Consider the following 22,949-nt stretch of genomic DNA (forward strand, 5'->3'; position numbering starts at 1 on the left):
CCGCGAGGGCTATCGGCGGTTCCCGCCGGCGTAGTCCCGCGCGCTGGTCAGCCCGGCCTGGAGCGCCTCGATTTGGGCTGCCACGGCGCTCGGTGCGGTGCCGCCCTGCGAACTGCGGCTGGCCAGCGAACCTTCCACGGTCAGCACCTCGCGCACCTGCGGGGTCAGCTGCGGCGAAATGCCGGCGAACTCCTCGTCCGTCAGGTCCCAAAGTTCGACGCCGCGGCTCTCGGCCTGCTTGACGGCGGCACCGGAGAGCTCGTGGGCTTCGCGGAACGGTACGCCTTGCCGGACCAGCCATTCGGCAATGTCGGTGGCCAGCGCAAAGCCCTGCGGGGCGAGCGCTTCCAGCCGCTCGGTGTTGAAGACCAGGGTCTCGATCATGCCGGCGACGGCGGGCAGCAGCAGTTCCAGGGTGTCTGCGGCATCGAAGACGGGCTCCTTGTCCTCCTGCAGATCGCGGTTGTAGGCCAGCGGCAGGCCCTTGAGCGTGGCCAACAAACCGGTCAGGTCGCCGATCAGCCGGCCGGCTTTGCCGCGGGCCAGCTCCGCAACGTCCGGATTCTTCTTCTGCGGCATGATGGACGAGCCCGTGGAGTAGGCGTCGTCCAGGGTCACAAAGGAGAATTCCTTGGTGGCCCAGAGGATGACTTCCTCGGAGATCCGCGACAGGTCCACGCCGATCATGGCGGAGACCCAACTGAATTCGGCGAAGACGTCGCGCGAGGCGGTCCCGTCGATCGAGTTCCAGGCGGCGGAGTCGAAGCCGAGATCGGCGGCGACGGCGTTGGGGTCCAGCCCCAGCGAGGAACCGGCCAGGGCACCGGATCCGTACGGCGAGACCGCGGCCCGCTTGTCCCAGTCGGCCAGTCGCTGTACGTCGCGCAGCAGCGCCCAGGCGTGGGCCAGCAGGTGGTGCGACAGCAGCACCGGCTGGGCGTGCTGCAGGTGGGTGCGGCCAGGCATCGCAACGTCCGGGTGCCGGCGGGCCTGGGCGAGGAGCGCGTCGATTGTTGCCAGCACTCCGCTGGCGATGATCCGTGCGTGGTCGCGCAGGTACATCCGGCCCAGGGTGGCGATCTGGTCGTTGCGCGAACGCCCGGCGCGGAGCTTGCCGCCCAGCTGCGTGCCGGCCCGTTCGATCAGCCCGCGCTCAAGCGAGCCGTGGACGTCTTCGTCCGACTCGGCGGCCACGTAGGCGCCCGAACGAACATCGTCGTCGAGTTGGCCCAAGGCAGCAAGCATGCCCTCGAGTTCGGCGTCGTCCAGCAACCCCGCCTTGTGCAGCACCTTGGCGTGGGCGCGCGAACCGGCGATGTCGTAGTGCGCCAGGCGCCAGTCAAAGTGCGTCGACTTGCTCAGCGCCGCCAGCGCGTCGGCCGGCCCGCCGGCAAAACGGCCACCCCAGAGGGCACCTTCGTTGGTGTGCCCGGCTGCGCCGGTGTTCGGTTCCTGCGTCACGTTGTCTTCCCTTTCCGCCAGGTCGCCCTGGTGACGGTTCCGCGCGCTGCCGTGCCGGCCGGCGGAGTTGGCTTGCCACCGTGGCGGCGGCCGTTGCTTTGCGTTTAGGTTATTGCGTTCAGGCGTTGCGCGACGAGTCGTCGGCGAACTGCAGGAACCGTGTCGCGAGGGCGGCGCCGCCGGTCGGGTCCCGCGTCACCAGCAGGACCGTGTCGTCTCCCGCGATGGTGCCCAGGACCGACGGCATGACCGAATGATCGATGGCCAGCGCCAGGAAGTTGGCCGCACCCGGCGGCGTACGCAGCACCACCAGGTTGGCGGAGGCTTCGGCCGTCACCAGCAAATCCGCGCACAGCCGAGCCAGCCGGGCGTCCAGGATCTCCTGGGTGACCCCGCTCTGTGGCGCTCGTTCGCCGCCCTCGCTGGGCACCGCGTAGATCAGCCCGCCGTCCTGGCCGCGCACCCGCACCGCGCCCAGTTCCACCAAGTCGCGGGAGAGCGTGGCTTGGGTGACCTGCACCCCTTCGTCCGCCAGCCGGGCCGCCAGTTCGGCCTGCGAGCGCACCGACTCGCCCGTCAGGATCGCGGTGATCTTGGCCTGGCGGGCGGTCTTGGTGGCCGGCATGGTGTTCATGGCCTGGTCCGCCTTCAAACCCTGGCCAACGGTGCCAGCGACGACTTGTCCATCAGCCATGCCATCAGCGCCTTCTGTGCGTGCAACCGGTTTTCGGCTTCGTCCCAGACCACCGATTGCGGGCCGTCGATCACTTCGGCAGAAATCTCATAGCCGCGGTAGGCCGGCAGGCAGTGCAGCACGATGGCATCGCCGGCGGCCCGATCCAGGGCGGCTTGGTCCACCGCGTAGTCCTTGAACAGCTCCAGCCGCTGCGCCTTCTCGTCTTCCTGTCCCATCGAGACCCAGGTGTCTGTGGCGACCACATCGGCCCCGGCCAGCGCCTGTGCCGGATCCGAGGTGACCAGTACGGATCCGCCGGTTTCGGTGGCCCTGGCTTCGGCTTCGGCCACCACGGACTGCGCCGGCAGGTAGCCTTCCGGTCCGCCGATCCGCACATGCATGCCGGCGGTAACACCGGCGAGCAGGTACGAGTTGGCCATGTTGTTGGCGGCATCGCCCAGGTAGGCCATGGTGAGTCCGGCCAGCTTGCCTTTGTGTTCCTGGACGGTCAGCAGGTCCGCCAGCAGCTGGCAGGGGTGGTAATCGTCGGACAGCGAGTTGATCACCGGCACTCGGGACAGGGCAGCCATCTCCTCCAGCCCTGAGTGGGCATAGGTCCGCCAGACCACCGTGGAGACCATCCGCTCCATCACCTTGATGGTGTCGGATACGGATTCCTTGTGTCCCAGCTGGGATTCGCCGGGATTGATGATCAGCGGGACACCACCCAGATCGGAGATCCCGCTGGCGAAGGACACCCGGGTGCGCGTCGAGGTCTTGTCGAAGATGACGGCCACGGTCTTCCGGCCGGCCCCGTCGCCGGCGAACGGCTGATAGCGGTACGGGAACTGCTTCATCTCCGCGGCCAGCTGCAGCACTTCGGCCTGCTCGGCCGGGCTGAGGTCGGTGTCCTTGAGGAAGTGGCGGGTCATGAGGCGTCCTTGCTGGTGGCGGCGGTGCGTGCGGCTGCGGTGGTCAGGATGTCCGGCAGCGCGGCGGTGAACCGGGCGGCCTGCTCGGCGGTCAGGATCAGTGGCGGGGCCAGCCGCAGCGTGCGCGGACCGGGGCTGTTGATGATGAAGCCGGCGTCCAGTGCGGCCTCCACGGCGGCGGCGGCCATGTCGCAGTCCAGGTCGAACCCGATCAGCAGGCCCTCGCCGCGGACCTCCACCACGTGGTCGATGCCGGCCAGCTGCTCGCGCAGCCTTTCCCCGAGCGCCGAGACGTGGGCCAGCAGCCCGCGGGACTCGATGGCGTGCAGAGTAGCCAGCCCGGCCGCCGTGGCCACCGGGTTGCCGCCGAAGGTAGTGCCGTGCTGGCCAGCGGTCAAGAGGTTCGAAGTCTCCGCACCGAAGGTCAGCAGTGCGCCGACCGGGAGGCCGCTGCCCAGGCCCTTGGCCAGGGTGATGGCGTCGGGAAGGATCCGTTCGCCGCCGGCCACGTTGCCTTGGAACGCGAACCAGTTGCCGGTCCGGCCGACGCCAGACTGCACCTCGTCGAGAATCAGCAGCGCGCCGGCAGCCGTGGTGGCTTCCCGGGCGGCCAACAGAAACCCCTCCGGCAGCGGCCGGACGCCCACCTCGCCCTGGATCGGTTCCAGCACGACGGCGGCCACCGTCTCATCGACGGCGGCACGCAGTGCGTCCTCATCGCCGAAGGGAAGGTGGATAACGCCGCCCGGCATCGGTTCGAAGGGTTCGCGGTAGGCCTGCTTGGCCGTCAGCGCCAAAGCACCCATGGTGCGGCCATGAAAGGCGCCCTCCAGGGCAATGATCTTGGTCCGCGTGGGACTGGAGTTGCGCCGAGCCAGCTTAAACGCTGCTTCGTTGGCTTCGGTGCCGGAGTTGGCGAAGAACACCTTGGAGCCGGCCGGAGCGCCGGCCAGCTCCAACAGCCGCTCGGCCAGCGCGATCTGTGCCGGACTGGTGAAGAAGTTCGAGACATGGCCGAGGGTGGACAGCTGGTCGGCCACGATCCCGGTCAAAAACTCGTCGGCATGACCGAGCGCGTTCACCGCGATGCCGCCGAGCAGGTCCAGGTATTCCTTGCCATCGGCATCCCAGACGGTGCAGCCTTTGCCGCGCACCAGCACGCGCTGCGGGGTCCCGAAAACACCCATCAGCGATTCGCGATACTTCTCCAGCAACTGTTTGCTGTCCAGTCCCTCCAGGCCGGCCAAGCCGGCCGCCGTGGACACTGCATGGGCCGTGTTCATGATTCGTCTCCGTCCGGAACAATCTGGGTGCCGATGCCGGCTGCGGTGAAAATTTCCAGCAGGATGGAGTGCGGCATCCTGCCATCGACGACGGCGGCCCGCTCCACTCCCCCGTCGACCGCCTTCAGGCAGGCTTCCATCTTGGGAATCATGCCGGACTGCAGCCCCGGCAGCAGCCCGCGCAGTTCCCCCGCCGTCAGCGACGATATCAACGAGGACTTGTCCGGCCAGTTCGCATACAGGCCCTCGACGTCGGTGAGGATCACCAGCCGCGAGGCGTGCAGGGCATCAGCGACCGCAGCGGCCGCGGAATCCGCATTGACGTTGAGCACCTGGTTGGTGCCCTCGCCGTCGCCGCCGATTTCCGGCGCCACGGTGGAGATCACCGGGATCCGGCCGGCGTCGAGCAGATCCAGGATGGCCGAAGGATTGACGCCAACCACTTCGCCCACCAGTCCCAGATCTACCTCCTCGCCGTCCACCACGGTGCCGGTGCGCACCGCCTGCAGCAGCCCGCCGTCCTCACCGGAAAGTCCCACGGCGTACGGCCCGTGCGAATTGATCAGGCCCACCAGTTCCCGGCCCACTTGTCCGGTGAGCACCATGCGCACCACGTCCATGGCTTCGGGAGTGGTGACCCGCAGTCCGCCCTTGAACTCCGATTCGATGCCGAGCCGGGAGAGCATGGCATTGATCTGCGGTCCGCCGCCGTGGACCACCACCGGCTTGATGCCCGCGTGGTGGAGGAAGACAATGTCCTCGGCGAATGCCTGCCGCAGTTCGTCGTTGACCATCGCGTTGCCGCCGTACTTGATCACCATGGTGGTGCCGGCGAACCGTTGGATCCAGGGCAGCGCCTCGATCAGCGTGGCGGCCTTGTCCTGGGCCATCAGCATTGTGTTCTTCATCAATCCTCAGCTGGAGTAGGCGGAGTTCTCATGCACGTACTCGTGCGTGAGGTCGTTGGTCCAGATGGTTGCGCTCTCGCGGCCCGCCTGCAGGTCGATCACCACGGTCACGTCGCGGCTGCCCAGGTCCACCAGGTCGCGGGACTCGCCCACACCCCCGTTGCGGCAAACCGGCACGCCGTTCATGCTGACGTTCAGCTGGTCCGGCTCGAAGACGGCATCGGTGGTGCCCACCGCGGAGAGCACCCGGCCCCAGTTCGGGTCGTTGCCGAAAATGGCCGTCTTGAACAGGTTGGAGCGGGCCACCGCCCGGCTGACCGTTTCCGCGTCCCGCTCGGAAGCTGCGTTGATCGTGGTCACGGCGATGTCGTGGCTGGCGCCCTCGGCATCGGTGATCAGCTGCCGGGCCAAGTCTGCACATACTCCGGTCAGGGCAGCCGTGAAGTCTTCGATCCCGAGAACCACGCCGGAAGCGCCCGAAGACAGCAGCACCACGGTGTCATTCGTGGACATGCAGCCGTCCGAGTCGGTCCGGTCAAAGGTCACCCGGGTTGCCTCGCGCAGGGCCGCCTGCAGCGCCGCCGGCGCCAGTTCGGCGTCGGTGGTGATGACCACCAGCATGGTGGCCAGGCCCGGGGCCAGCATGCCGGCGCCCTTGGCCATGCCGCCGATGCTGTAGCCGCCGCCGGCGAACACCGCCTGCTTCGGCACGGTGTCGGTGGTCATGATCGCCCCGGCCGCGGCGGCTCCGCCGTCGTCGGACAAGGCAGCTGCCGCGGCTTCGACGCCGGGCAGCAGCTTGTCCATCGGCAGCTGCTCGCCGATCAGTCCGGTGGAGCACACCACCACGTCGCCCGCGGAGATGCCGAGCAGGGCGGCGGTTTTCTCGGCGGTGGCGTGGGTGTTCTGGAAGCCCTCGGCGCCGGTGCAGGCGTTGGCGCCGCCGGAATTGAGCACGACGGCGTCGGCCCGGCCATCGCTGATCGCTTGCCGCGACCAGTGCACCGGTGCGGCAGCCACCCGGTTCGAGGTGAAGACGGCAGCCGCCGCCTGCTGCGGTCCGTCATTGACAACCAGGGCGACGTCGGGCTTGCCGGAGTCTTTCAGGCCGGCGGTGGCGGCGGCGGCGCGGAATCCTTTGGGTACGGTAACGCTCACGGTGCAATCCCCTGCAGGGTCAGGCCGGCGGTCTCCTCGAGACCGAGGGCAATGTTCATGGACTGGATGGCGCCGCCGGCTGTTCCCTTGGTGAGGTTGTCGATGGCGCAGGTGGCGACAACGCGGCCGGCGTGCTCGTCGAAGGCCAGCTGCAGGGCGGCGTGGTTGCTGCCCTGCACGGACTTGGTGTGCGGCCACTGGCCTTCGGGCAGCAGGTGCACGAACGGCTCGTCGGCATAGGCGGACGCCCAGGCAGCGCGCAGCTGGGCGGTGTCCGTGCCCGGCTTGACCCGTGCGGTGGCCGTGGTCAGGATGCCGCGGCTCATCGGCGCCAGCGTCGGGGTGAAGGAGATCGTGACCGATTCGCCGGCGGCTGCCGACAGCCCCTGTTCGATTTCCGGGGTGTGCCGGTGGCCGCCGCCGACGCCATAGGGGCTCATGCCTCCCATGACTTCGGAGCCAATCAGGTTCACCTTGGCGGCTTTGCCCGCACCGGATGTACCGGAGGCGGCAACGATCACCACGTCCTGGGGCTCCAGCAGCCCGGCGGCAAAGCCGGGTGTCAGCGCCAGCAGCGAACTGGTGGGATAGCAGCCCGGGACGGCGATCCGGCGGGCTCCCCGCAGCTTGTCCCTGTGGCCGGGAAGTTCCGGCAGGCCGTAGGGCCAGCTGCCCGCATGGGCCGAACCGTAGAACTTCTCCCAGGCCATCGGATCCACCAGCCGGTGGTCCGCACCGGCGTCCACCACCAGCGTGTCCGCCGGCAGCGCGGCCGCAATCTCCGCACTGGCACCGTGCGGGAGGGCCAGGAACACCACGTCGTGCCCGGCCAGGTTCTCCACCGTGGTGTCAACCAAGACCCTGTCCGCCAGCGAATGCAGGTGCGGCTGCAGCCCGCCCAGCCGCGAGCCCGCGTTGCTATGCGCGGTAATCGCCCCGATCGAGACGTCGGGATGGCCGGCCAGCAGGCGGAGAACCTCGCCGCCTGCGTAACCGCTGGCACCGGACACTGCAACCTTAATCGTCATGACGACCAGCATACAGCAAAAGTATTCACAAGACAGGATAATTATGCACTGACGGCTTGTGCAGCCGCGCAGCGTCGCAGGTGGTGGAGGGGCGCGGGCCAACGCCTACGATGTAATCAGAGCCGGCCGGTCCGCGACCCAGTCTAGCCGCCGGCAACGATTCCCCCGAGTGTTAAGGAGACCCGAGATGGCCAAGGCAATCGTAGCTGCCGCTCCCGGCGGCCCGGAGGTTCTGCAACTGCAGGACGTCGAGGTTCCGCAACCGGGCCCGGGCCAGCTGCTGGTTAAGGTGGCCGCAGCCGGCGTGAACTTCATTGACACCTACGAGCGCAGCGGCGTCTACGACGTCGGCTTCCCCTACACTCCCGGCGCCGAGGCCGCGGGCACGGTGGAAGCCGTCGGCGACGGCGTCGAGGAGTTCACGGCCGGAGACCGCGTGGCCTTCGCCGAAGGCGCGCGTACCTATGCCGAGTACACCGTGGTATCCGCCGAGGCCGCCCTTCCGGTGCCCGAGGCGGTGGACAACGACGTCGCTGCCGCCATCCCGCTGCAGGGCATGACCGCGCATTACCTCGTCAACTCCAGCTTCAAGGTCCAGCCGGGCCAGACGGTGCTCACCCACGCCGGTGCCGGCGGTGTGGGCCTGATCCTGACGCAATTACTCAAGGCCAAGGGCGCCCGGGTGATCACCACGGTATCCACCGACGAAAAGGAGGAGCTGGCCCGCAGCGCCGGCGCGGATGAAGTTCTGCGCTACGACGGATTCGAACGGCAGGTGCGCGAACTGACCGGCGGCACCGGCGTGGACGTGGTCTACGACGGCGTCGGCAAGAACACCTTCGACGGATCGCTGGCCAGCCTGCGCACCCGCGGCATGCTGGTGCTCTTCGGCGGCGCGTCCGGTCAGGTGCCGCCGTTCGATCTGCAGCGGCTCAACCAAGGCGGGTCGCTCTTCGTCACCCGCCCCAAGCTGAAGGACCACCTGCTCTCCCCGCAGGAACGGCGCTGGCGCTCCAGCGAATTGTTCGACGCCGTAGTGTCCGGCCAGCTGAACCCCCGGGTGGGCCGCAAATACCCCTTGGCCGAGGCCGCGCAGGCACACGAAGACTTGCAGGCCCGCCGCACCACCGGCAAGCTGCTGTTGGTTCCGTAAGGACGCGGGAGCCGCCGCCGGGCTGTCTGCCGCACTGGGCCGACGGGCCGCCGAAGCAGACAGGGCCGCCGAACCGTGATGTTGCCCGCATCCGGGGCTTGGGGCGTGAAAAATTCATCCAGCGTTCACCTTCGGCGAGGAAGATCGGCCGGTGATGGTTTACCAGCCCCAGCTATCTGGCGCAGCACTGACGCCCGATCCCCGCACCCTGATCGATGTGTTGCGCGCCAGCGCCGAAGCACATGCCGACGCGCCAGCGCTCGACGACGGGAGACAGTCCTTAAGCTACGCGCAGCTGCGGACCGCGGTGGAGGCCAAGGCCGACGAGCTGCGGGCGGCCGGCTTGGGCGCCGGGCACAAGGTTGGGATCAGGATCTCCTCCGGCACCACAGAGCTCTACGTCGGCATCCTCGCTGTCCTCGCCATCGGCGCCGCCTACGTTCCGGTGGATGCCGATGATCCCCAAGAGCGTGCGGATCTCGTCTTCGGCGAGGCCAAGGTCGCCGGCATCCTGAGCGACGGCGACGTGAGCACCGCCCCGGGCCTCATTGCACCCTTTCCGGCGCCCCGCGCTGCCACCCTCGACGACGACGCCTGGGTGATCTTCACGTCGGGTTCCACCGGGACTCCCAAGGGAGTGGCAGTAACCCACCGGTCCGCCGCAGCTTTTGTCGACGCCGAGGCCCGGTTGTTCCTTCAGCAGGAGCCCCTGGGGCCACAAGACCGGGTCCTGGCCGGGCTGTCGGTGGCCTTCGATGCATCGTGCGAAGAAATGTGGCTGGCCTGGCGGCACGGCGCCTGCCTGGTTCCGGCCCCGCGGGCTTTGGTACGCAGCGGCATGGACTTGGGCCCCTGGTTGCTGAGCCGCAACATCACCGTTGTATCCACCGTCCCGACGCTGGCCGCGCTGTGGCCGGCCGAAGCGCTGGAGAATGTGCGGCTGCTGATCTTCGGCGGCGAGGCGTGCCCGCCCGAACTGGCACAGCGGTTGGCGGTTCCGGACCGGGAAGTGTGGAACACCTACGGTCCGACCGAAGCCACGGTGGTGGCCTGTGCCGCCCCGCTGACGGGCAGCGGGCCGGTGCAAATCGGCCTGCCGCTGGACGGCTGGGACCTCGCCGTGGTCGACGGCGAGGGCACTCCCGTGCCGCCGGGCGGAACCGGCGAACTCATCATTGGCGGCGTCGGCCTGGCCCGCTACCTGGATCCGGCCAAGGACGCGGAGAAATACGCTCCGATGCCGAGTTTGGGCTGGCAGCGGGCCTACCGCAGCGGGGACCTGGTGACGTACGAGCCCGATGGCCTGCTCTTCGTGGGCCGGGCGGATGAACAGGTCAAGCTGGGTGGACGCCGGATCGAACTCGGCGAAGTCGACGCCGCGCTGCAGGCGCTGCCCGGTGTCGGGGGCGGCGCCGCCGCCGTGAAGACCACGGCCGCCGGCAACCAACTCCTGGTCGGATACCTGGCTGCCGAGCCGGACTACGATCTCGTGGCCGCCCGCCTCCAGTTGGCGGACACGCTTCCGGCACCGTTGATCCCCCTGCTCACCGTGGTGGACACGCTGCCGACCAAGACCAGCGGCAAGGTGGACCGCAATGCGTTGCCGTGGCCGCTCACCGGCGCCACGGACGGCAGCGACGCCGGGACGCTCGATCTTGAGCCGGATGCCGAATGGATTGCCGAACAGTGGACGGCTGTGCTGGGTACTCCGGTGGCAAGTCTCGATGCCGATTTCTTCGCCCTCGGCGGCGGATCCCTGGCCGCCGCGCAGCTCGTTTCCCGCCTGCGGAACCGGTACCCGACGATTGCGGTGGCGGAAATCTACGCCCACCCGCGCTTCGGCGCCCTGATCGAGGCTGCGCGAAGCTCCATTCCCGATGGCGTACCGGCGCGGCCTCAAGAGCGCACGGTGCGACGGACCCGGCGCAGGTCCCAGATTTTTCAGACGTTGATGGGCGTTCCGCTGATGGTCCTGGCCGGCATGCGCTGGCTGACCTACCTGATGACCCTGAACAACGTGCTGTCCATCCTCGGCATTCTCACCGCAGCCCCGACGGTGTCGTGGTGGTGGGTTGCGGCCAGCTGGGCGGTGTTTGTCTCCCCGCCGGGGCGGATGGCTATCGCGGTGCTGGCAGCCAGGCTGCTGCTGAGGCGGGTTGGACCGGGCAGCTATCCGCGGTCCGGCCGGGTGCATCTGCGGCTGTGGCTGGCGGAACAAATCGCCGACACCGCTTCGGCCGTTTCGTTGGCCAGCGCGCCTCTGGTCCCGTACTACGCCCGGGCCCTCGGCGCCCGGATCGCCCCGGACGCCACCCTGCACTCCGTGCCACCGGTGACCGGATGGCTCACGGTGGGCGCCGGTGCTTCCGTTGAACCGGAAGTGGATCTCTCCGGCTGGTGGCTCGACGGCGACCAGCTGCACCTCGGAGCGGTGCACATCGGCGCCGGGGCGGTCGTCGCCGCGCGCAGCACCTTGATGCCCGGCGCCAGGATCGGCGACGGCGCCACCGTGGCCCCCGGCTCCGCCGTCACGGGACGGGTCAGGGCCGGCACCAACGTTTCCGGATCGCCGGCCGTGCGCACCGGCCGGGCCAAGCAGCTGTGGCCTGATCCGCCGGCCAGATCCGCGCCGCTATGGGGCCTCTGGACCATGCTGGCTTCCGCCGTGATAGCCCTGATTCCATTTGCGGGGGCGGCCGCCGGCATCGCCGTCGTGCTGCCGCTGCTCTCCGGCCGGACCAGCTTGGCCGATGCCTTCCTGCCCCTGCTGGCCGCTGTGCCGGCCGCCGCGCTGGTGTGGTTCCTGACCAACCTGCTGTTGATCGCGGGGACGGTACGGGTGCTTTCCCTCGGCATTACCGAGGGGCACCACCGGGTGCGCAGCTTCGTGGGCTGGCGTGTCTGGGCGGTTGAACGCACCCTTGATATGGCCCGCGATATCCTCTTCCCCATCTATGCCAGCTTGTTCACCCCGGTCTGGCTGCGCCTGCTCGGCGCCAAGGTGGGACGCAATGTGGAGGCCTCCACGGTGCTGCTCTTACCGAAAATGACCACCATCGGAGAAGGTGCCTTCCTGGCCGATGACACGATGGTCGCCTCCTATGAACTCGGTGGAGGGTGGATGAAGATCGCCCCGGCCAAGCTCGGCAAGCGCTCCTTCCTGGGCAATTCGGGCATGACTGCGCCGGGGCGGAAGGTGCCGAAGAACGCCCTGGTGGCGGTACTGTCCGCCACACCCGCCAAGGCCAAGGCCGGCTCCTCGTGGCTCGGCAGCCCGCCGGTGCGCCTGCGCCGCACCGCCGTGGAAGCCGACCTGAGCCGGACCTTTGCGCCCCCGCTGCGGCTTAAGCTGGCGCGGAGTTTGTGGGAGCTGTGCCGGTTCGTGCCGGTCGCCGTGACGGGCGCACTGGCGCTGTGTGTGCTGGCCGCGTTCGATTTCCTGGCCGCCTCCATCGGCTATCTACCCACGGCGCTGCTCGGCGGCGTGGTGATGATGGCGGCGGGCGCCGCGGCCGCCGGCAGTTCCGTGCTGGCGAAATGGCTGCTGGTGGGGCGGATCCGGGCGGGCGAACATCCGCTGTGGAGCTCGTTTATCTGGCGTAACGAAGTCGTCGACACCTTCGTGGAGATGGTCAGCGCCCCGTGGTTCGGACGCGCTGCCTCCGGAACGCCTGCCCTGGTGTGGTGGCTGCGCGGCCTCGGTGCCACCATCGGCCACGGCGTCTGGTGCGAAAGCTACTGGTTGCCCGAAGCGGACCTGGTCACCCTCGGCGACGGTTCCACGGTCAACCGCGGCTGCGTCGTCCAGACCCACCTGTTCCACGACCGCATCATGAACATTGATACCGTGAAGCTGGCGGCAGGTTCCACCATGGGTCCGCACGGAGTCATCCTTCCGGCCGCCTCCCTTGCCGAGGGAGCCACCGTGGGCCCGGCATCGCTGGTCATGCGCGGGGAAACCGTTCCCGCAGCCAGCTACTGGATGGGCAACCCCGTACGACCCTGGACTGTTGACGCCTCATGACTCCTTCTGCGCAAAACACACAAACGACAGCGCCGGGCCGGATCCCGGCCATACCGGATGCCTACACGCCGGGCAGCGGCAGCGCCGCGTTCGCGGTGGACCACTACGACCTCGAGCTTGAGTGCAGGTTGGCGGCAAACAGGCTCTCCGGTCGTGCCGTGCTGACGGGTCGGACCCTCACATCCACCGCCCGGCTGGAGCTGGATCTGGTGGGCCTGCAGGCTGCCAAGGTCAGTGTCAACGGGCAACGTCCGGCCAAGTGCACGCAGCGGAACGGCAAGCTGCTCCTCGACCTGAACCAGGAGCTGCCCGCCAGTGCGACCTTGAGCATCAACATCCGTTACGCCGGAACGCCGCGGCCTCGCCGATCCGCATGGGGCGAGGTGGGCTGGGAAGAACTGACCGACGGCGTCATGGTTGCCGGGCAGCCGAACGGGGCGCCGACGTGGTTCCCCTGCAACGACCATCCCAGCCAAAAATCCAGCTACCGGATCAGCTTCACCACCGATGCCGGCTACCGTGCCGTTGCCAACGGCGAGCTGGTGTCTCATACGAAGAAGGCCAGCCGGGAAACGTGGGAGTACGTGATGGCCCGCCCAATGGCAACCTATCTGGCTACCATCCAGGTGGGACGCTATGCCCTGCACGACTTGGTGGGCCCGGCGGCCGGGCAGGGATCCCACAGCGGTGCCAGCGTCCCGCAGTTTGCCGCCGCCCCCTTCACGTTGCGGGATGCGGCGGCAGCAGCCCTGGCCGACCAGCAACACATGATGGAAGTATTCGTCCACCGTTTTGGCCCGTACCCGTTTGACCGGTACACCGTGGTGGTGGCCGACGACGAGCTTGAGATACCACTCGAGGCGCAATCGCTGTCCATTATCGGACGCAACCATCTGGACACGGGGTGGGAGTCGCAGCGGCTGATAGCGCACGAGCTCTCGCACCAGTGGTTCGGGAACTCGCTGACCGCGGCCCGCTGGCAGGATATTTGGCTGCACGAGGGCTTCGCCTGCTACGCGGAGTGGATCTGGTCCGAGGACTCCGGATTGGCCACTGCCGGTGAACGGGCCCAGGCTGCCTGGGGCAGGCTCTCGGGACTTCCGCAGGACATCCGCGTGGGCGACCCGGGGCCGGAGCAGATGTTCGACGACCGCGTGTACAAGCGCGGGGCACTGGCCTTGCATGCCCTTCGCCTGGCCGTGGGCGACGACACGTTCTTCCGGCTGCTGCGCCGCTGGTGCACCGAGAACGCGCATGGTTCGGTGAACACCACGGCGTTTCTCACACTGGCCGATGCGGAATGGGGCAGCGGCGGACAGCCGGCAGAGAAATTGCTGGCGCCCTGGCTGTTCAGCCTTGGACTACCACGATTTCCCGGTAGGTGATTTTCGGGTCGGCGGATCCGCCGACGGCCAGTGCCGCGGCGAGACCCGGCGGCACGGCCGCACCGGCGTCCGTCAAGGCCAGGTCCAGCAGTTGCAAGCCCGGACGGTCCCCTGCTTCGCCGGGCCAGCTGGAGAGCCGCGGTTCGCCGTCGGCACCGGCGACGCCGATCGTGTCCGGCGACAGCCGCAGCCCGTGGCCGGTGGACTTCAGCACCGCCTCTTTCCTGGTCCATAGCTGCGCCCGCAGCCGGCGCGGATCGACCGCCTGCTCCACCAGCGGCCGCTCGGAGGCGGTGAGCATGACGGCGTCGATATTGTCCTCGGGCCGGAAAGCGTCATCCGCTGCATCCTCGATGTCGACCCCGAGCAGCACGGGGCGGAAGGACAGCGCGGCCAGCAGCCAGCGCCCGGACCGTGCGTAGCTCAGGCGGGCGGCCGCCGGAGCACCGTCCAGCAGCAGCTGCGGCTGGCCGTGCCGGCCATCGTTCCCGCGCTGGCAGTTGCGGCAGTCAAACGAGAGCCGCATCCGGTCGGCGTCAACATTCAGTTCCTGCGCCGCCAGCAGCCGGACGGCTTCTCGGGTGCGCGTGCGGATGCTGGGACGCCGGTCCGGCCCGCCGTCAGCCGCGAACCCGTCCTGCAGTTGCACCAACTGCAGTATCACCTGGGCCTTCATGCGTTCCTTTTCCCTTTCCCCCACGACGGCGGGGCCCACCTGGGTCGGTGGGCCCCGCCGTCGTTATTCACTTCAGTAGCCGGTCACCGCTGGACGGCGCCGCAGCGGGCCGCCGCCAGCTCCACGCCTTGTGCCCGTGCCGCGGACGCCTCATCAGCGGTCAGTGTGCGGTCGTCCGCGCGGAACCTCAGCCCGAAGGCCAGCGATTTCTTGCCGGGCTCGATTCCGGTGCCGGAGTACACGTCGAACAGCGCGATGTCCTCCAGCAGTTCACCGGCGCCTTCACGCAGTGCCTCGCGGACCGCTTCGGCCGGAACCGACGAGTCCACCACCAGGGCCACGTCCTGGGTGGAGAGCGGGAAGGTGGACAGCGGCTTGGCCACGATCACATCCGCGGCGGCCTCGAAGAGAGCCTCGCCGTTCAGTTCCATGGCGGCGGTACGCGCCGGCAGGTCCAGGTCCGCCAGCAGCTTCGGATGCAGTTCGCCGGCGTAGCCGACCACCTCGCCCGTGCGCAGGGAGAGCTGTGCGGTGCGGCCGGGGTGGAAGGCCTGGTGCTCGCCCTGGGCGACCACGAGTTCGACGCCGAGGATGTCGCCGACGGTCAGTGCCGCATCCACCGCGTCGGACCATTCCCATGCGCGCGGGGTGAATCCGGCGCCCGGCGCGGCCTCGTGACCGGTCAGGACGGCTCCCACGTGCCAGGGCTGCTCGGGGATGCCGGCGAACAACTCCTCCAGCACCTCCTCGGACGGCTTGACGCCCAGCGGCGGCAGCACTTCAGACCCGATCTTCTCGCCGGGCAGGAACACCAGGCCGCCTTCGTACAACGCCAGATCGCGGAATCCACGGGAATGGTTGCGGCGGGCGGTCTCCAGCAGACCGGGGAGCAGGCTGGTGCGCAGGTAGCCGAACTCGGCCGAGATCGGGTTCGCCAGCTTGACGGCGGCGACCTCGGTGCCGGTGTGGGGTGCGCCGAAGGTTGTGTTCTGCTCCGTGGAGACGAACGGGTAGTTGAGCACTTCAGTCAGGCCCGCGTCGGCCAGCGACTGCAGCACGCGGCGGCGCTGCTGCTGGCCCCTGGTCAGGCCGCGGCCCGGCGGCGCCACCGGAAGGGTGGCCGGAATCCGGTCATAGCCCACCAGCCGGGCGATCTCCTCGACCAGATCTTCCTTGATGGCCAGATCGGGACGCCAGCTCGGCGCCGTGACGCGCAGCCCGCCGTCGTACTGTTCGATCGACGCACCGATCCCGGTCAGGGCTGTTTCGATCTGCTCCGCGCTGTAGTCGAAGCCGATCAGGCGGGAGGCGAATCCGTCGGGCAGGTCGATCACCATCGGTACGGGGCGCGTTCCGGCGTCCGTTGCGGTGGTGTCGGCGGTGCCGCCGGCGAGTTCGACCAGCAGGTCCACGGCACGCTGCGCCGCCTCATCCGCCACTTCCCAGTCAACGCCGCGCTCGTTGCGCTTGGATGCCTCCGACGGCAGCTTGTGCCGGCGCCGGGTGCGGCCCATGGAGACGTCGTCGAAGTGGGCGGACTCGATGAGCACGTTGGTGGTGCCGTCCCCGACTTCGGTTTCCGTGCCGCCCATCACGCCGGCCAGCCCGACGGCGCCGCGGTCGTCGGTGATCAGCAGGTCCTCGGTGGAGAGCTTGCGCTCCTTGCCGTCCAGGGTCACCAAGGTCTCCCCCGGATTGGCCCGACGGACCACAATGGGCCCCTGCAGCTTGTCCACGTCGTAGAAGTGCAGCGGCTGGCCCAGTTCCAGCATCACGTAGTTGGAGATGTCCACCACCAGGGAGATGGAGCGCATGCCCGCCAGACGCAGCCGCGAGGCCATCCACTGCGGGGTGGGGCGCGAGGCATCGACGCCGCGCACCGCGCGCGCCACGAACCGGTCGCAGCCGGGTTTGCCGTAAACCGGGGCCTGGTCTTCGAGCCGGACGCGGTAGCCCTCGCCGCTCGCGGCGGCAACCTCGACCTGCGCAGCCGGATCGGTGAAAGAGGTGCCGGTGGCGAGCGCGTATTCGCGGGCCACACCGCGGATGGAGAAGCAATAGCCGCGGTCAGGCGTCACGTTGATCTCGGCAGCCTCGTCGGTCAGGCCGAGCAGTTCCATCGCGTCCGCGCCGATTTCCGGGTCGAGGCCAAGCCGGGAGAGCACAATGATGCCGTCATGGTCGTCGCCGATGCCGAGTTCGCGGGCAGAGGCGATCATGCCGGCGGAGGTGTGGCCGTAGGTCTTGCGCGGCGTGATCCGGAAGTCTCCGGGCAGGACGGCGCCGGGCAGCGTCACCACGACCTTGTCACCGGCCTCGAAGTTGTGGGCGCCGCAGACAATGCCCTGCACGCCGGACGGGTCGATCCCGTCGCCGGTGAGCGTCTGTTCGGCGCCCTCCGGCACCACGCGGACGTGGCACCAGTTGATGGTCTTGCCGTTGGTCTGCGGTTCCTTGACCACATCCAGGACCTGTCCCACCACGATCGGCCCGGAGACCGAGTCGGACGGACGGTGGACGTCCTCTTCTTCGAGGCCAACCGTGACGAGGTCGGCCATGACGTCCTCGGCGGTTGCGTCAACGGGAACCTGCGCGTACTCGCGCAGCCAGGAAAGGGGAATACGCATTCTTCTAGATCTCCATCCCGAAGTGCTGGCTGAAGCGGACGTCGCCTTCGATCATGTCGTGCATGTCCGGGACGTCGTTGCGGAACATGAGCGTGCGTTCAATGCCCATGCCGAAGGCGAAGCCGGAGTAGACCTCCGGATCGATGCCGGCGGCGCGCAGCACGTTCGGGTTGACCATGCCGCAGCCGCCCCACTCGATCCAGCGCGGTCCGCCCTTGGCGCCCGGGTGCCAGATGTCCATCTCGGCGGAGGGCTCGGTGAACGGGAAGTACGCCGGACGCAGCCGGATTTTCGCCTCGGCGCCGAACATCTGCCGGGAGAAGTGTTCCAGGGTGCCGCGCAGGTCGGCCATGGTCAGGCCCTTGTCCACAGCCAGGCCCTCGAACTGGTGGAACACCGGCGTATGGGTGGCGTCCAGCTCATCCGTGCGGAAGGTCCGGCCCGGGCAGAGCACGTACACGGGCAGATCCCGTTCCAGCATGGAACGGACCTGCACCGGAGAGGTGTGGGTGCGCAGCACCAAGTGTGCTTCCGGCGGCTCCACAAAGAACGTGTCCTGCATCTCGCGCGCCGGGTGGTCCGGCTTGAAGTTCAGGGCGTCGAAGTTGAACCACTCGGATTCAACTTCCGGGCCTTCGGCGATCTCCCAGCCCATGCCCACGAAGATGTCGCTGACCCGCTCCTGCAGCGTGGAGAGCGGATGCCGGGCACCGGCACGACGGCGGCGCGGAGCCGCGGTGACATCCACGGCTTCCTCGACCAGGATCTGCGCTTCCCGCTCGGCTTCCAGCTCCGCGGTGCGGGCAGCCAGCGCCTGGTTGATACGTCCGCGGGCCGGGCCAATGATCTTGCCGGCGGCCGCTTTGTCTTCTTTGGCCAGCTTGCCGATTTCTCGGTTGGCCAGGCTCAGCGGGGACTTCTCGCCGACATGGGCGAGACGGGCTGTCTTGAGTTCGTCCAGGTCTGAGGCGGCCTTGAAAGCCATCATCGCCTGCTCGACGGCGGCGGCGACCGCCGCTTCATCGAGCGGGCTCGGCACGAGCTGCTCCTGGGCTGGGGGTGTCACGTCAGACATGTGCTGTTGGGACCTCGGAATAGGTTAAAGGGTTTCTGCCCGCGCACGGGCAACCACACCAGTCTAGTTCACCGGCAGGCACCGGCCCGAAACGCCTACGATGGGCCCATGACGCCGTTAGAGAAGCTGCGTGCCGGCTGGAACCTGCTCAACGGCTCCACGCTGGCCGGACTGGGCCTCGCCGCGGCGGCGCGCTGCAGCCTGGCCCGCGGCCCGAAGGGCCTGATCCTGGCCCACGGCTACCGGCCCAGGCTACCCAAGGCCCCTGCATTTACGGTGGGCAATGTGGTGCTCCTCCGCCGGACGGCCTCCGGCTCGGCAGACAACCCGCTGCTGCTGGCCCATGAGTCACGCCACAGCACGCAATACGCGCTCTGCCTCGGCCTGCCGTTCCTGCCGCTCTACGCCTGTGCCGCACTGTGGTCTGTGTGGCGGACCGGCGATCCGGCGTCGCGGAACTTTTTCGAACGGCACGCGGGCCTGCGCGCCGGCGGCTACATCGAACGGACGGTCCGGCGGGGTCCGGGCCGGCGCCGTGACCCAGCCACTCCGGTGTTCTGACCCCCGGCCCACCCGGCCCCCGGCCCATTACGGGACCGGCGGCGCGAGACCGTCACCAACCGCCGCGCGTCGGCGTATGTCCCTGGCGGGCATCGTCGGGCATTGCCATTTCGGCCCGCAGTCCGAGGAGCCGGATCGGACGGCCCGCTTCGATCGCGCCTGACAGGTCCAAGGCCCGAGCGAGGATGTCGTTCCGGTCGAAGGTCTCGGGAATTTTCCTCGCGTGGGTCTTGGTGATGAACGGCGCATACCGAACCTTGAGGGTCAGCCCAACCACGGGCCGCCCTTCCGCCACAACATCTTCAAGCACTCGCGCCGTCAGCTCCCTCACGGCGCCGTCCACCTGGGCAGGCTCGGTCAGATCGTGCTGGAAGGTGGTCTCCCGGCTGTGTCCGCGGGCTATCCACGGGGTGTCGTCCACAACGCTGGCGCCATCCCCGCGCCCCAGCTCCGCGTACCAAGGACCCATCCTCGGGCCGAACTCCGGAACCAGGTCTTGGGGGTCGGTCGCGGCGAGCTCGGCGACGGTGTCGATGCCGAGTTTGGCCAGCCGGCCCGACACTTTGGTGCCGACGCCCCACAGGTCCTTGGTTGGCCGGCTGCCCATGACGTCGAGCCAGTTCCCGGCGGTGAGACGGAAGACTCCGGCCGGCTTACCGAAACCGGTAGCGACCTTGGCCCTCACCAGGGTGTCACCGATGCCCACGCTGCAGTGCAATAGGGTCCGCTCCAAAACAGCTGCCTGCACCTGCCGGGCGTAAGCTTCCGGATTCTCTGTCTCGGTGCCCACAAAGGCTTCGTCCCAACCCAGCACCTGCACGGTGGCGCCGGGCTGCGCGCGCAAGGTAGCCATCACAGTTTCAGACGCCGCGAGGTACGCCTCATGATCGACGGGCAGGATCACGGCCTCCGGCACCTTCCGGGCCGCAACGCGTAGGGGCATTCCGGAACCCACGCCAAACGCCCTGGCTTCGTAGGATGCGGTCGACACGACGGCTCGTTCCGTCGGGTCGCCCCGACCGCCGACGATGATCGGCTTGCCCTTAAGCTCCGGCCGCCGGAGCACTTCCACGGCCGCGATGAACTGGTCGAGATCGACGTGCAGCACCCACCGGATTCCGCTCACGGCACCAGTCTGCCCTAACCATCCCTTGGCGGGCATTAGTTCTCCACCGAGCTTGTCCCTCCATTCGCGCGAGGGATCGGCTCCCCCGCCCCAGGGCTGGGCACCGATTCGAAGATGTGTTCTAATAAATACATGCGCTGGGATGGACAGTTAGTCACCGCCGAGGCTCCCGCTGCGTTGCCGGGGCTCGCCAAACTGAGCAACCTCGTCCGCAGTGTGCAGACGCCGGAGTTCGCGGGTATCACCTTTCACGAGGTGCTGGCGAAGTCCGCGCTCAGCCGGGTTCCCAGCCAGTCTGCGATGCCTTTCGCGTGGACCATCAACCCGTATCGGGGCTGCTCGCATGCGTGCACATACTGTCTGCATCCAGACACGCTGATCCTGATGGCGGACGGCAGGCAAAAGGCGCTCCACAAGATAATGGTTGGCGATCAGGTCATGGGGACGGAAGTCCGCGGCCGCTATCGTCGCTATACAAGGACGCAGGTGGAGGCTAAATGGCCCACTCGCAAACACGCCTATCGGCTCACGCTGGGAGATGGTACTCAAATTGTGGCGAGTGGCGACCACCGCTTCCTTAGCGATCGCGGATGGAAATTTGTACAAGGCGCGATGTGGGGAGCAGAACAACGGCCCTATCTAACGCCTCATAACAAGCTCATGGGTTTCGGTTTCCGCGGGCTGGCGCTTGAGGCTTACGGGCCAGAGCAAGGCGAAACCTACCGCCGCGGATACCTCACCGGAATGATTCGTGGCGACGCCATGTTGTTGCGGCGCACCTACACACGGGCCAGCGGCACCCCGAACAACGTCAGCATGTTCCGTTTAGCACGCACGGATTCAGAGGCACTGGAACGGACGCGGGGCTATCTCGCGAAGGAAGGGATATCGACCGTCCAACGCCCCTTCGGGACGAAAACCGATACCCGGAAGCAAATGACGGCGATTCATACCTCCCGTGCGGCCCACTATGACGCCATCAGAGGCCTCATTGAATGGCCAGTTGAGCCCTGCGACGCATGGAACGCCGGCTTTCTGGCTGGAGTCTTCGATGCTGAAGGCAGTTGCTCTCGAGGAGTGCTGCGGATCAGCAACTCCAATCAGGAGATACTCACGCACATCGAAGCCGCTATGTCGGCTCTCGGAATCACCCACGTTAGGGAGCCTGCCCGGGCGAACGGCGTCGCCCAAATCCGCGTAGTCGGAGGGCTCCAGATGCGTACACGCTTTTTCGGCGCCACAACTCCGGCAATCTCCCGCAAGCTCAAGATCGAAGGGCTGGCGGTGAAATCGGATGCAGACCTCCGAATCGTCTTGATCGAGGATCTCGGCCAAGAACAAGAAATGTTCGACATCACAACGGGAACGGGCGACTTCATTGCTAATGGTGTCGTCAGCCACAACTGCTTCGCCCGCAACACCCACAGCTATCTTGGTCTTGATACCGGGTTGGACTTCGACAGCCAGCTGGTGGTGAAGATCAACGCCGGTGAGGTGCTGCGCCGGGAACTCGCCAAGCCGTCGTGGAAGCACGACCACGTGGCCATGGGTACCAACACGGACCCGTATCAGCGGGCAGAAGGCCGGTACAAGCTGATGCCGGAGATCATCCGGGCCCTGGCCGATTCCGGCACCCCGTTTTCAATCCTGACCAAAGGGACCTTGCTGGCCCGCGATTTGCCCTTGTTGCATGAGGCGGCAAAGGACGTCGACGTCGGCATGGGTATCTCGCTGGCCATGACCGACGCCGGCTTGGCGCACCGGGTGGAGCCGGGAACACCAACCCCGCGGGCGCGGCTGGACCTGATCGCCAAGCTCAGCGACGCCGGACTGCCGTGTTCGGTGATGGCGATGCCGATCCTGCCCTGGCTGACGGATTCCGAAGAGGCGCTCGACGACCTGTGTGCCTCGGTAGCCGCCGCCGGTGCCACCAGCATGACGGCGGGCGCGCTGCATCTTCGTCCCGGCGCCCGGGAATGGTACATGCAGTGGCTGGCCAAGGAATATCCGCAACTGGTTGGCAGCTACCGCCGCCTCTACGACGGCGGAACGTATGCCTCCAAGGATTACCGGCGCTGGCTGGCCGCCCGGGTGGGCGCAGCCAAGCGGCGGCACGGTTTGCAGAGTGCAGCCCGGCTGCGCGACGTCAACACACCGCAGGCAGACGCTTCTTCCATTCGGCCGAACGGAGGAACGATCGCGGCGGTAGTGCCAGAGGGTGGGCAGGCAACGTTGTTCTAGCCGTTCGGCACCGGGTCCGGGCCGCGTGGAGGCGCTGTGGAGTTCGTCAGGCGGGGCGGCTAACCGCCTTGGCCGCCCTGAGGACAGCCGCGACAATCGGAAAGTCGGCCGGAATCCAAGGCAATGACGTGGCTTCGCTCTCCTCCAGCCGGACCCAGCGCAGTTCGTCGTGGTCTTCAAGCGGCTCCGGCCGGCCGTCGGTAATGTACGCACACCACACCCGCATGGCCGCCGTTTCGTTGAGCGGCCAGCCCTGCTCGAGCGGACCGGCCACCTCCGCGCCAAGCTCAATCTCCACCCCGAGCTCCTCGCGGATTTCGCGCCGAAGGGCGTCCTCGCAGCTCTCCCCCGGCTCCACCTTGCCGCCGGGAAACTCCCACAGGCCGGCCAGCGACTCCGGCGCCGTGCGCCGGGCGGCGAGGAATCCGACGGGTGCTGCGCGGTGATCGAGGATGGCCGCGCCGACAATTTGTTTCAGGCTCATGTGCACGCCGACCAGTCTACGGTCCGGTTGGTCCCTGCCCGCGGCCCGGAGATGGCTGTGCCTCGGCCCACATTTTTGTCCCAGCCGGAATGGGACACCGCGCAGATGTGTTGCCGTACAGTAACTGCCGGTGCGTTCGGCGGTCATCGGC

General features: G+C 67.9%; 17 protein-coding genes. 5 read left to right on the forward strand and 12 right to left on the reverse strand.

The features are described from left to right. Positions 1-9: 9 nt before the first annotated feature. The 7 genes from argH to argC form a co-directional block, all read right to left on the reverse strand. Positions 10-1,461: an argininosuccinate lyase gene (gene argH, locus MNQ99_RS12305; RefSeq protein WP_241913130.1), complete on the reverse strand. Its 1,452-nt coding sequence runs from the start codon at positions 1,459-1,461 to the stop codon at positions 10-12. Between the two features lie 118 nt (positions 1,462-1,579). Beyond that, a complete protein-coding gene (locus MNQ99_RS12310) occupies positions 1,580-2,095 on the reverse strand; it encodes an arginine repressor (RefSeq protein WP_241915358.1) in 516 nt (171 codons plus the stop codon). Positions 2,096-2,109: 14 nt separating this feature from the next. Then, positions 2,110-3,069, reverse strand: coding sequence for an ornithine carbamoyltransferase (gene argF / locus MNQ99_RS12315; RefSeq protein ID WP_241913131.1), 960 nt, complete (start codon positions 3,067-3,069; stop codon positions 2,110-2,112). Then, entirely contained in the window at positions 3,066-4,352 is a 1,287-nt protein-coding gene (locus MNQ99_RS12320) for an acetylornithine transaminase (protein ID WP_241913132.1), read from the reverse strand. The genes argF and MNQ99_RS12320 overlap by 4 nt, the downstream gene beginning before the upstream one ends. After that, positions 4,349-5,260: an acetylglutamate kinase gene (argB, locus tag MNQ99_RS12325; RefSeq protein ID WP_127511678.1), complete on the reverse strand. Its 912-nt coding sequence runs from the start codon at positions 5,258-5,260 to the stop codon at positions 4,349-4,351. Before argB ends, MNQ99_RS12320 begins: the two co-directional genes overlap by 4 nt. A 6-nt stretch (positions 5,261-5,266) precedes the next feature. Beyond that, positions 5,267-6,418 (reverse strand): bifunctional glutamate N-acetyltransferase/amino-acid acetyltransferase ArgJ, encoded by a 1,152-nt coding sequence (gene argJ, locus MNQ99_RS12330; RefSeq protein ID WP_241913133.1) that lies wholly within the window; start codon positions 6,416-6,418, stop codon positions 5,267-5,269. Continuing rightward, positions 6,415-7,446 (reverse strand): N-acetyl-gamma-glutamyl-phosphate reductase, encoded by a 1,032-nt coding sequence (gene argC, locus MNQ99_RS12335; RefSeq protein ID WP_127511680.1) that lies wholly within the window; start codon positions 7,444-7,446, stop codon positions 6,415-6,417. The genes argJ and argC overlap by 4 nt, the downstream gene beginning before the upstream one ends. 187 nt (positions 7,447-7,633) lie before the next feature. Here argC and MNQ99_RS12340 point away from each other — a divergent pair, with 187 nt between their 5' ends. The 3 genes from MNQ99_RS12340 to MNQ99_RS12350 all read left to right on the forward strand — a co-directional run bounded on the left by MNQ99_RS12340 (position 7,634) and on the right by MNQ99_RS12350 (position 14,008). Beyond that, positions 7,634-8,599: a quinone oxidoreductase family protein gene (locus MNQ99_RS12340; protein ID WP_127511681.1), complete on the forward strand. Its 966-nt coding sequence runs from the start codon at positions 7,634-7,636 to the stop codon at positions 8,597-8,599. A 154-nt stretch (positions 8,600-8,753) separates the two neighbouring features. Continuing rightward, a complete protein-coding gene (locus MNQ99_RS12345) occupies positions 8,754-12,623 on the forward strand; it encodes a Pls/PosA family non-ribosomal peptide synthetase (RefSeq protein WP_241915359.1) in 3,870 nt (1,289 codons plus the stop codon). Further along, positions 12,620-14,008 carry a M1 family metallopeptidase gene (locus tag MNQ99_RS12350; RefSeq protein ID WP_241913134.1) on the forward strand — a complete coding sequence of 463 codons (1,389 nt, stop codon included), beginning with the start codon at positions 12,620-12,622 and terminating at the stop codon, positions 14,006-14,008. Before MNQ99_RS12345 ends, MNQ99_RS12350 begins: the two co-directional genes overlap by 4 nt. Here the strand turns inward: MNQ99_RS12350 and MNQ99_RS12355 are convergent. The 3 genes from MNQ99_RS12355 to pheS all read right to left on the reverse strand — a co-directional run bounded on the left by MNQ99_RS12355 (position 13,974) and on the right by pheS (position 18,386). Continuing rightward, a complete protein-coding gene (locus MNQ99_RS12355) occupies positions 13,974-14,684 on the reverse strand; it encodes a 4'-phosphopantetheinyl transferase family protein (RefSeq protein WP_241913135.1) in 711 nt (236 codons plus the stop codon). The two genes, MNQ99_RS12350 and MNQ99_RS12355, sit on opposite strands and share 35 nt — an antisense overlap. 83 nt (positions 14,685-14,767) lie before the next feature. Continuing rightward, on the reverse strand, positions 14,768-17,311 hold the full coding sequence (gene pheT, locus MNQ99_RS12360; protein WP_241913136.1) for a phenylalanine--tRNA ligase subunit beta: 2,544 nt from the start codon (positions 17,309-17,311) through the stop codon (positions 14,768-14,770). Positions 17,312-17,315: 4 nt separating this feature from the next. Further along, positions 17,316-18,386, reverse strand: coding sequence for a phenylalanine--tRNA ligase subunit alpha (gene pheS / locus MNQ99_RS12365; protein WP_127511685.1), 1,071 nt, complete (start codon positions 18,384-18,386; stop codon positions 17,316-17,318). A gap of 108 nt (positions 18,387-18,494) precedes the next feature. On the opposite strand from pheS, the gene MNQ99_RS12370 reads away from it, so the two are divergent. Beyond that, positions 18,495-18,947, forward strand: a complete 453-nt coding sequence (locus tag MNQ99_RS12370) for an eCIS core domain-containing protein (protein ID WP_127511686.1) — start codon at positions 18,495-18,497, stop codon at positions 18,945-18,947. Between the two features lie 52 nt (positions 18,948-18,999). Here the strand turns inward: MNQ99_RS12370 and MNQ99_RS12375 are convergent, their stop codons facing one another. Then, positions 19,000-20,109: a DNA polymerase IV gene (locus tag MNQ99_RS12375; RefSeq protein WP_479683785.1), complete on the reverse strand. Its 1,110-nt coding sequence runs from the start codon at positions 20,107-20,109 to the stop codon at positions 19,000-19,002. A gap of 96 nt (positions 20,110-20,205) precedes the next feature. Here MNQ99_RS12375 and MNQ99_RS12380 point away from each other — a divergent pair, with 96 nt between their 5' ends. Further along, positions 20,206-22,314: an intein-containing Rv2578c family radical SAM protein gene (locus MNQ99_RS12380; RefSeq protein ID WP_241913137.1), complete on the forward strand. Its 2,109-nt coding sequence runs from the start codon at positions 20,206-20,208 to the stop codon at positions 22,312-22,314. A gap of 46 nt (positions 22,315-22,360) precedes the next feature. Here MNQ99_RS12380 and MNQ99_RS12385 read toward each other — a convergent pair whose 3' ends face one another. After that, entirely contained in the window at positions 22,361-22,798 is a 438-nt protein-coding gene (locus tag MNQ99_RS12385) for a (deoxy)nucleoside triphosphate pyrophosphohydrolase (protein ID WP_241913138.1), read from the reverse strand. Between the last annotated feature and the right edge of the window lie 151 nt (positions 22,799-22,949).

The sequence above is a fragment of the Arthrobacter sulfonylureivorans genome (genome assembly GCF_022637435.1).
Classification (GTDB): Bacteria; Actinomycetota; Actinomycetes; order Actinomycetales; family Micrococcaceae; genus Crystallibacter; species Crystallibacter sulfonylureivorans.

Bases quoted from the DNA above. Each gene is read 5' to 3' on its own strand.
- MNQ99_RS12310 (WP_241915358.1), bottom strand. From the start codon at position 2,095: ATGAACACCATGCCGGCCACCAAGACCGCCCGCCAGGCCAAGATCACC.
- argF (WP_241913131.1), bottom strand. From the start codon at position 3,069: ATGACCCGCCACTTCCTCAAGGACACCGACCTCAGCCCGGCCGAGCAG.
- MNQ99_RS12320 (WP_241913132.1), bottom strand. From the start codon at position 4,352: ATGAACACGGCCCATGCAGTGTCCACGGCGGCCGGCTTGGCCGGCCTG.
- argB (WP_127511678.1), bottom strand. From the start codon at position 5,260: ATGAAGAACACAATGCTGATGGCCCAGGACAAGGCCGCCACGCTGATC.
- argC (WP_127511680.1), bottom strand. From the start codon at position 7,446: ATGACGATTAAGGTTGCAGTGTCCGGTGCCAGCGGTTACGCAGGCGGC.
- MNQ99_RS12340 (WP_127511681.1), top strand. From the start codon at position 7,634: ATGGCCAAGGCAATCGTAGCTGCCGCTCCCGGCGGCCCGGAGGTTCTG.
- MNQ99_RS12345 (WP_241915359.1), top strand. From the start codon at position 8,754: ATGGTTTACCAGCCCCAGCTATCTGGCGCAGCACTGACGCCCGATCCC.
- MNQ99_RS12350 (WP_241913134.1), top strand. From the start codon at position 12,620: ATGACTCCTTCTGCGCAAAACACACAAACGACAGCGCCGGGCCGGATC.
- MNQ99_RS12355 (WP_241913135.1), bottom strand. From the start codon at position 14,684: ATGAAGGCCCAGGTGATACTGCAGTTGGTGCAACTGCAGGACGGGTTC.
- pheT (WP_241913136.1), bottom strand. From the start codon at position 17,311: ATGCGTATTCCCCTTTCCTGGCTGCGCGAGTACGCGCAGGTTCCCGTT.
- pheS (WP_127511685.1), bottom strand. From the start codon at position 18,386: ATGTCTGACGTGACACCCCCAGCCCAGGAGCAGCTCGTGCCGAGCCCG.
- MNQ99_RS12370 (WP_127511686.1), top strand. From the start codon at position 18,495: ATGACGCCGTTAGAGAAGCTGCGTGCCGGCTGGAACCTGCTCAACGGC.
- MNQ99_RS12375 (WP_479683785.1), bottom strand. From the start codon at position 20,109: ATGCCCGCCAAGGGATGGTTAGGGCAGACTGGTGCCGTGAGCGGAATC.
- MNQ99_RS12380 (WP_241913137.1), top strand. From the start codon at position 20,206: ATGCGCTGGGATGGACAGTTAGTCACCGCCGAGGCTCCCGCTGCGTTG.
- MNQ99_RS12385 (WP_241913138.1), bottom strand. From the start codon at position 22,798: ATGAGCCTGAAACAAATTGTCGGCGCGGCCATCCTCGATCACCGCGCA.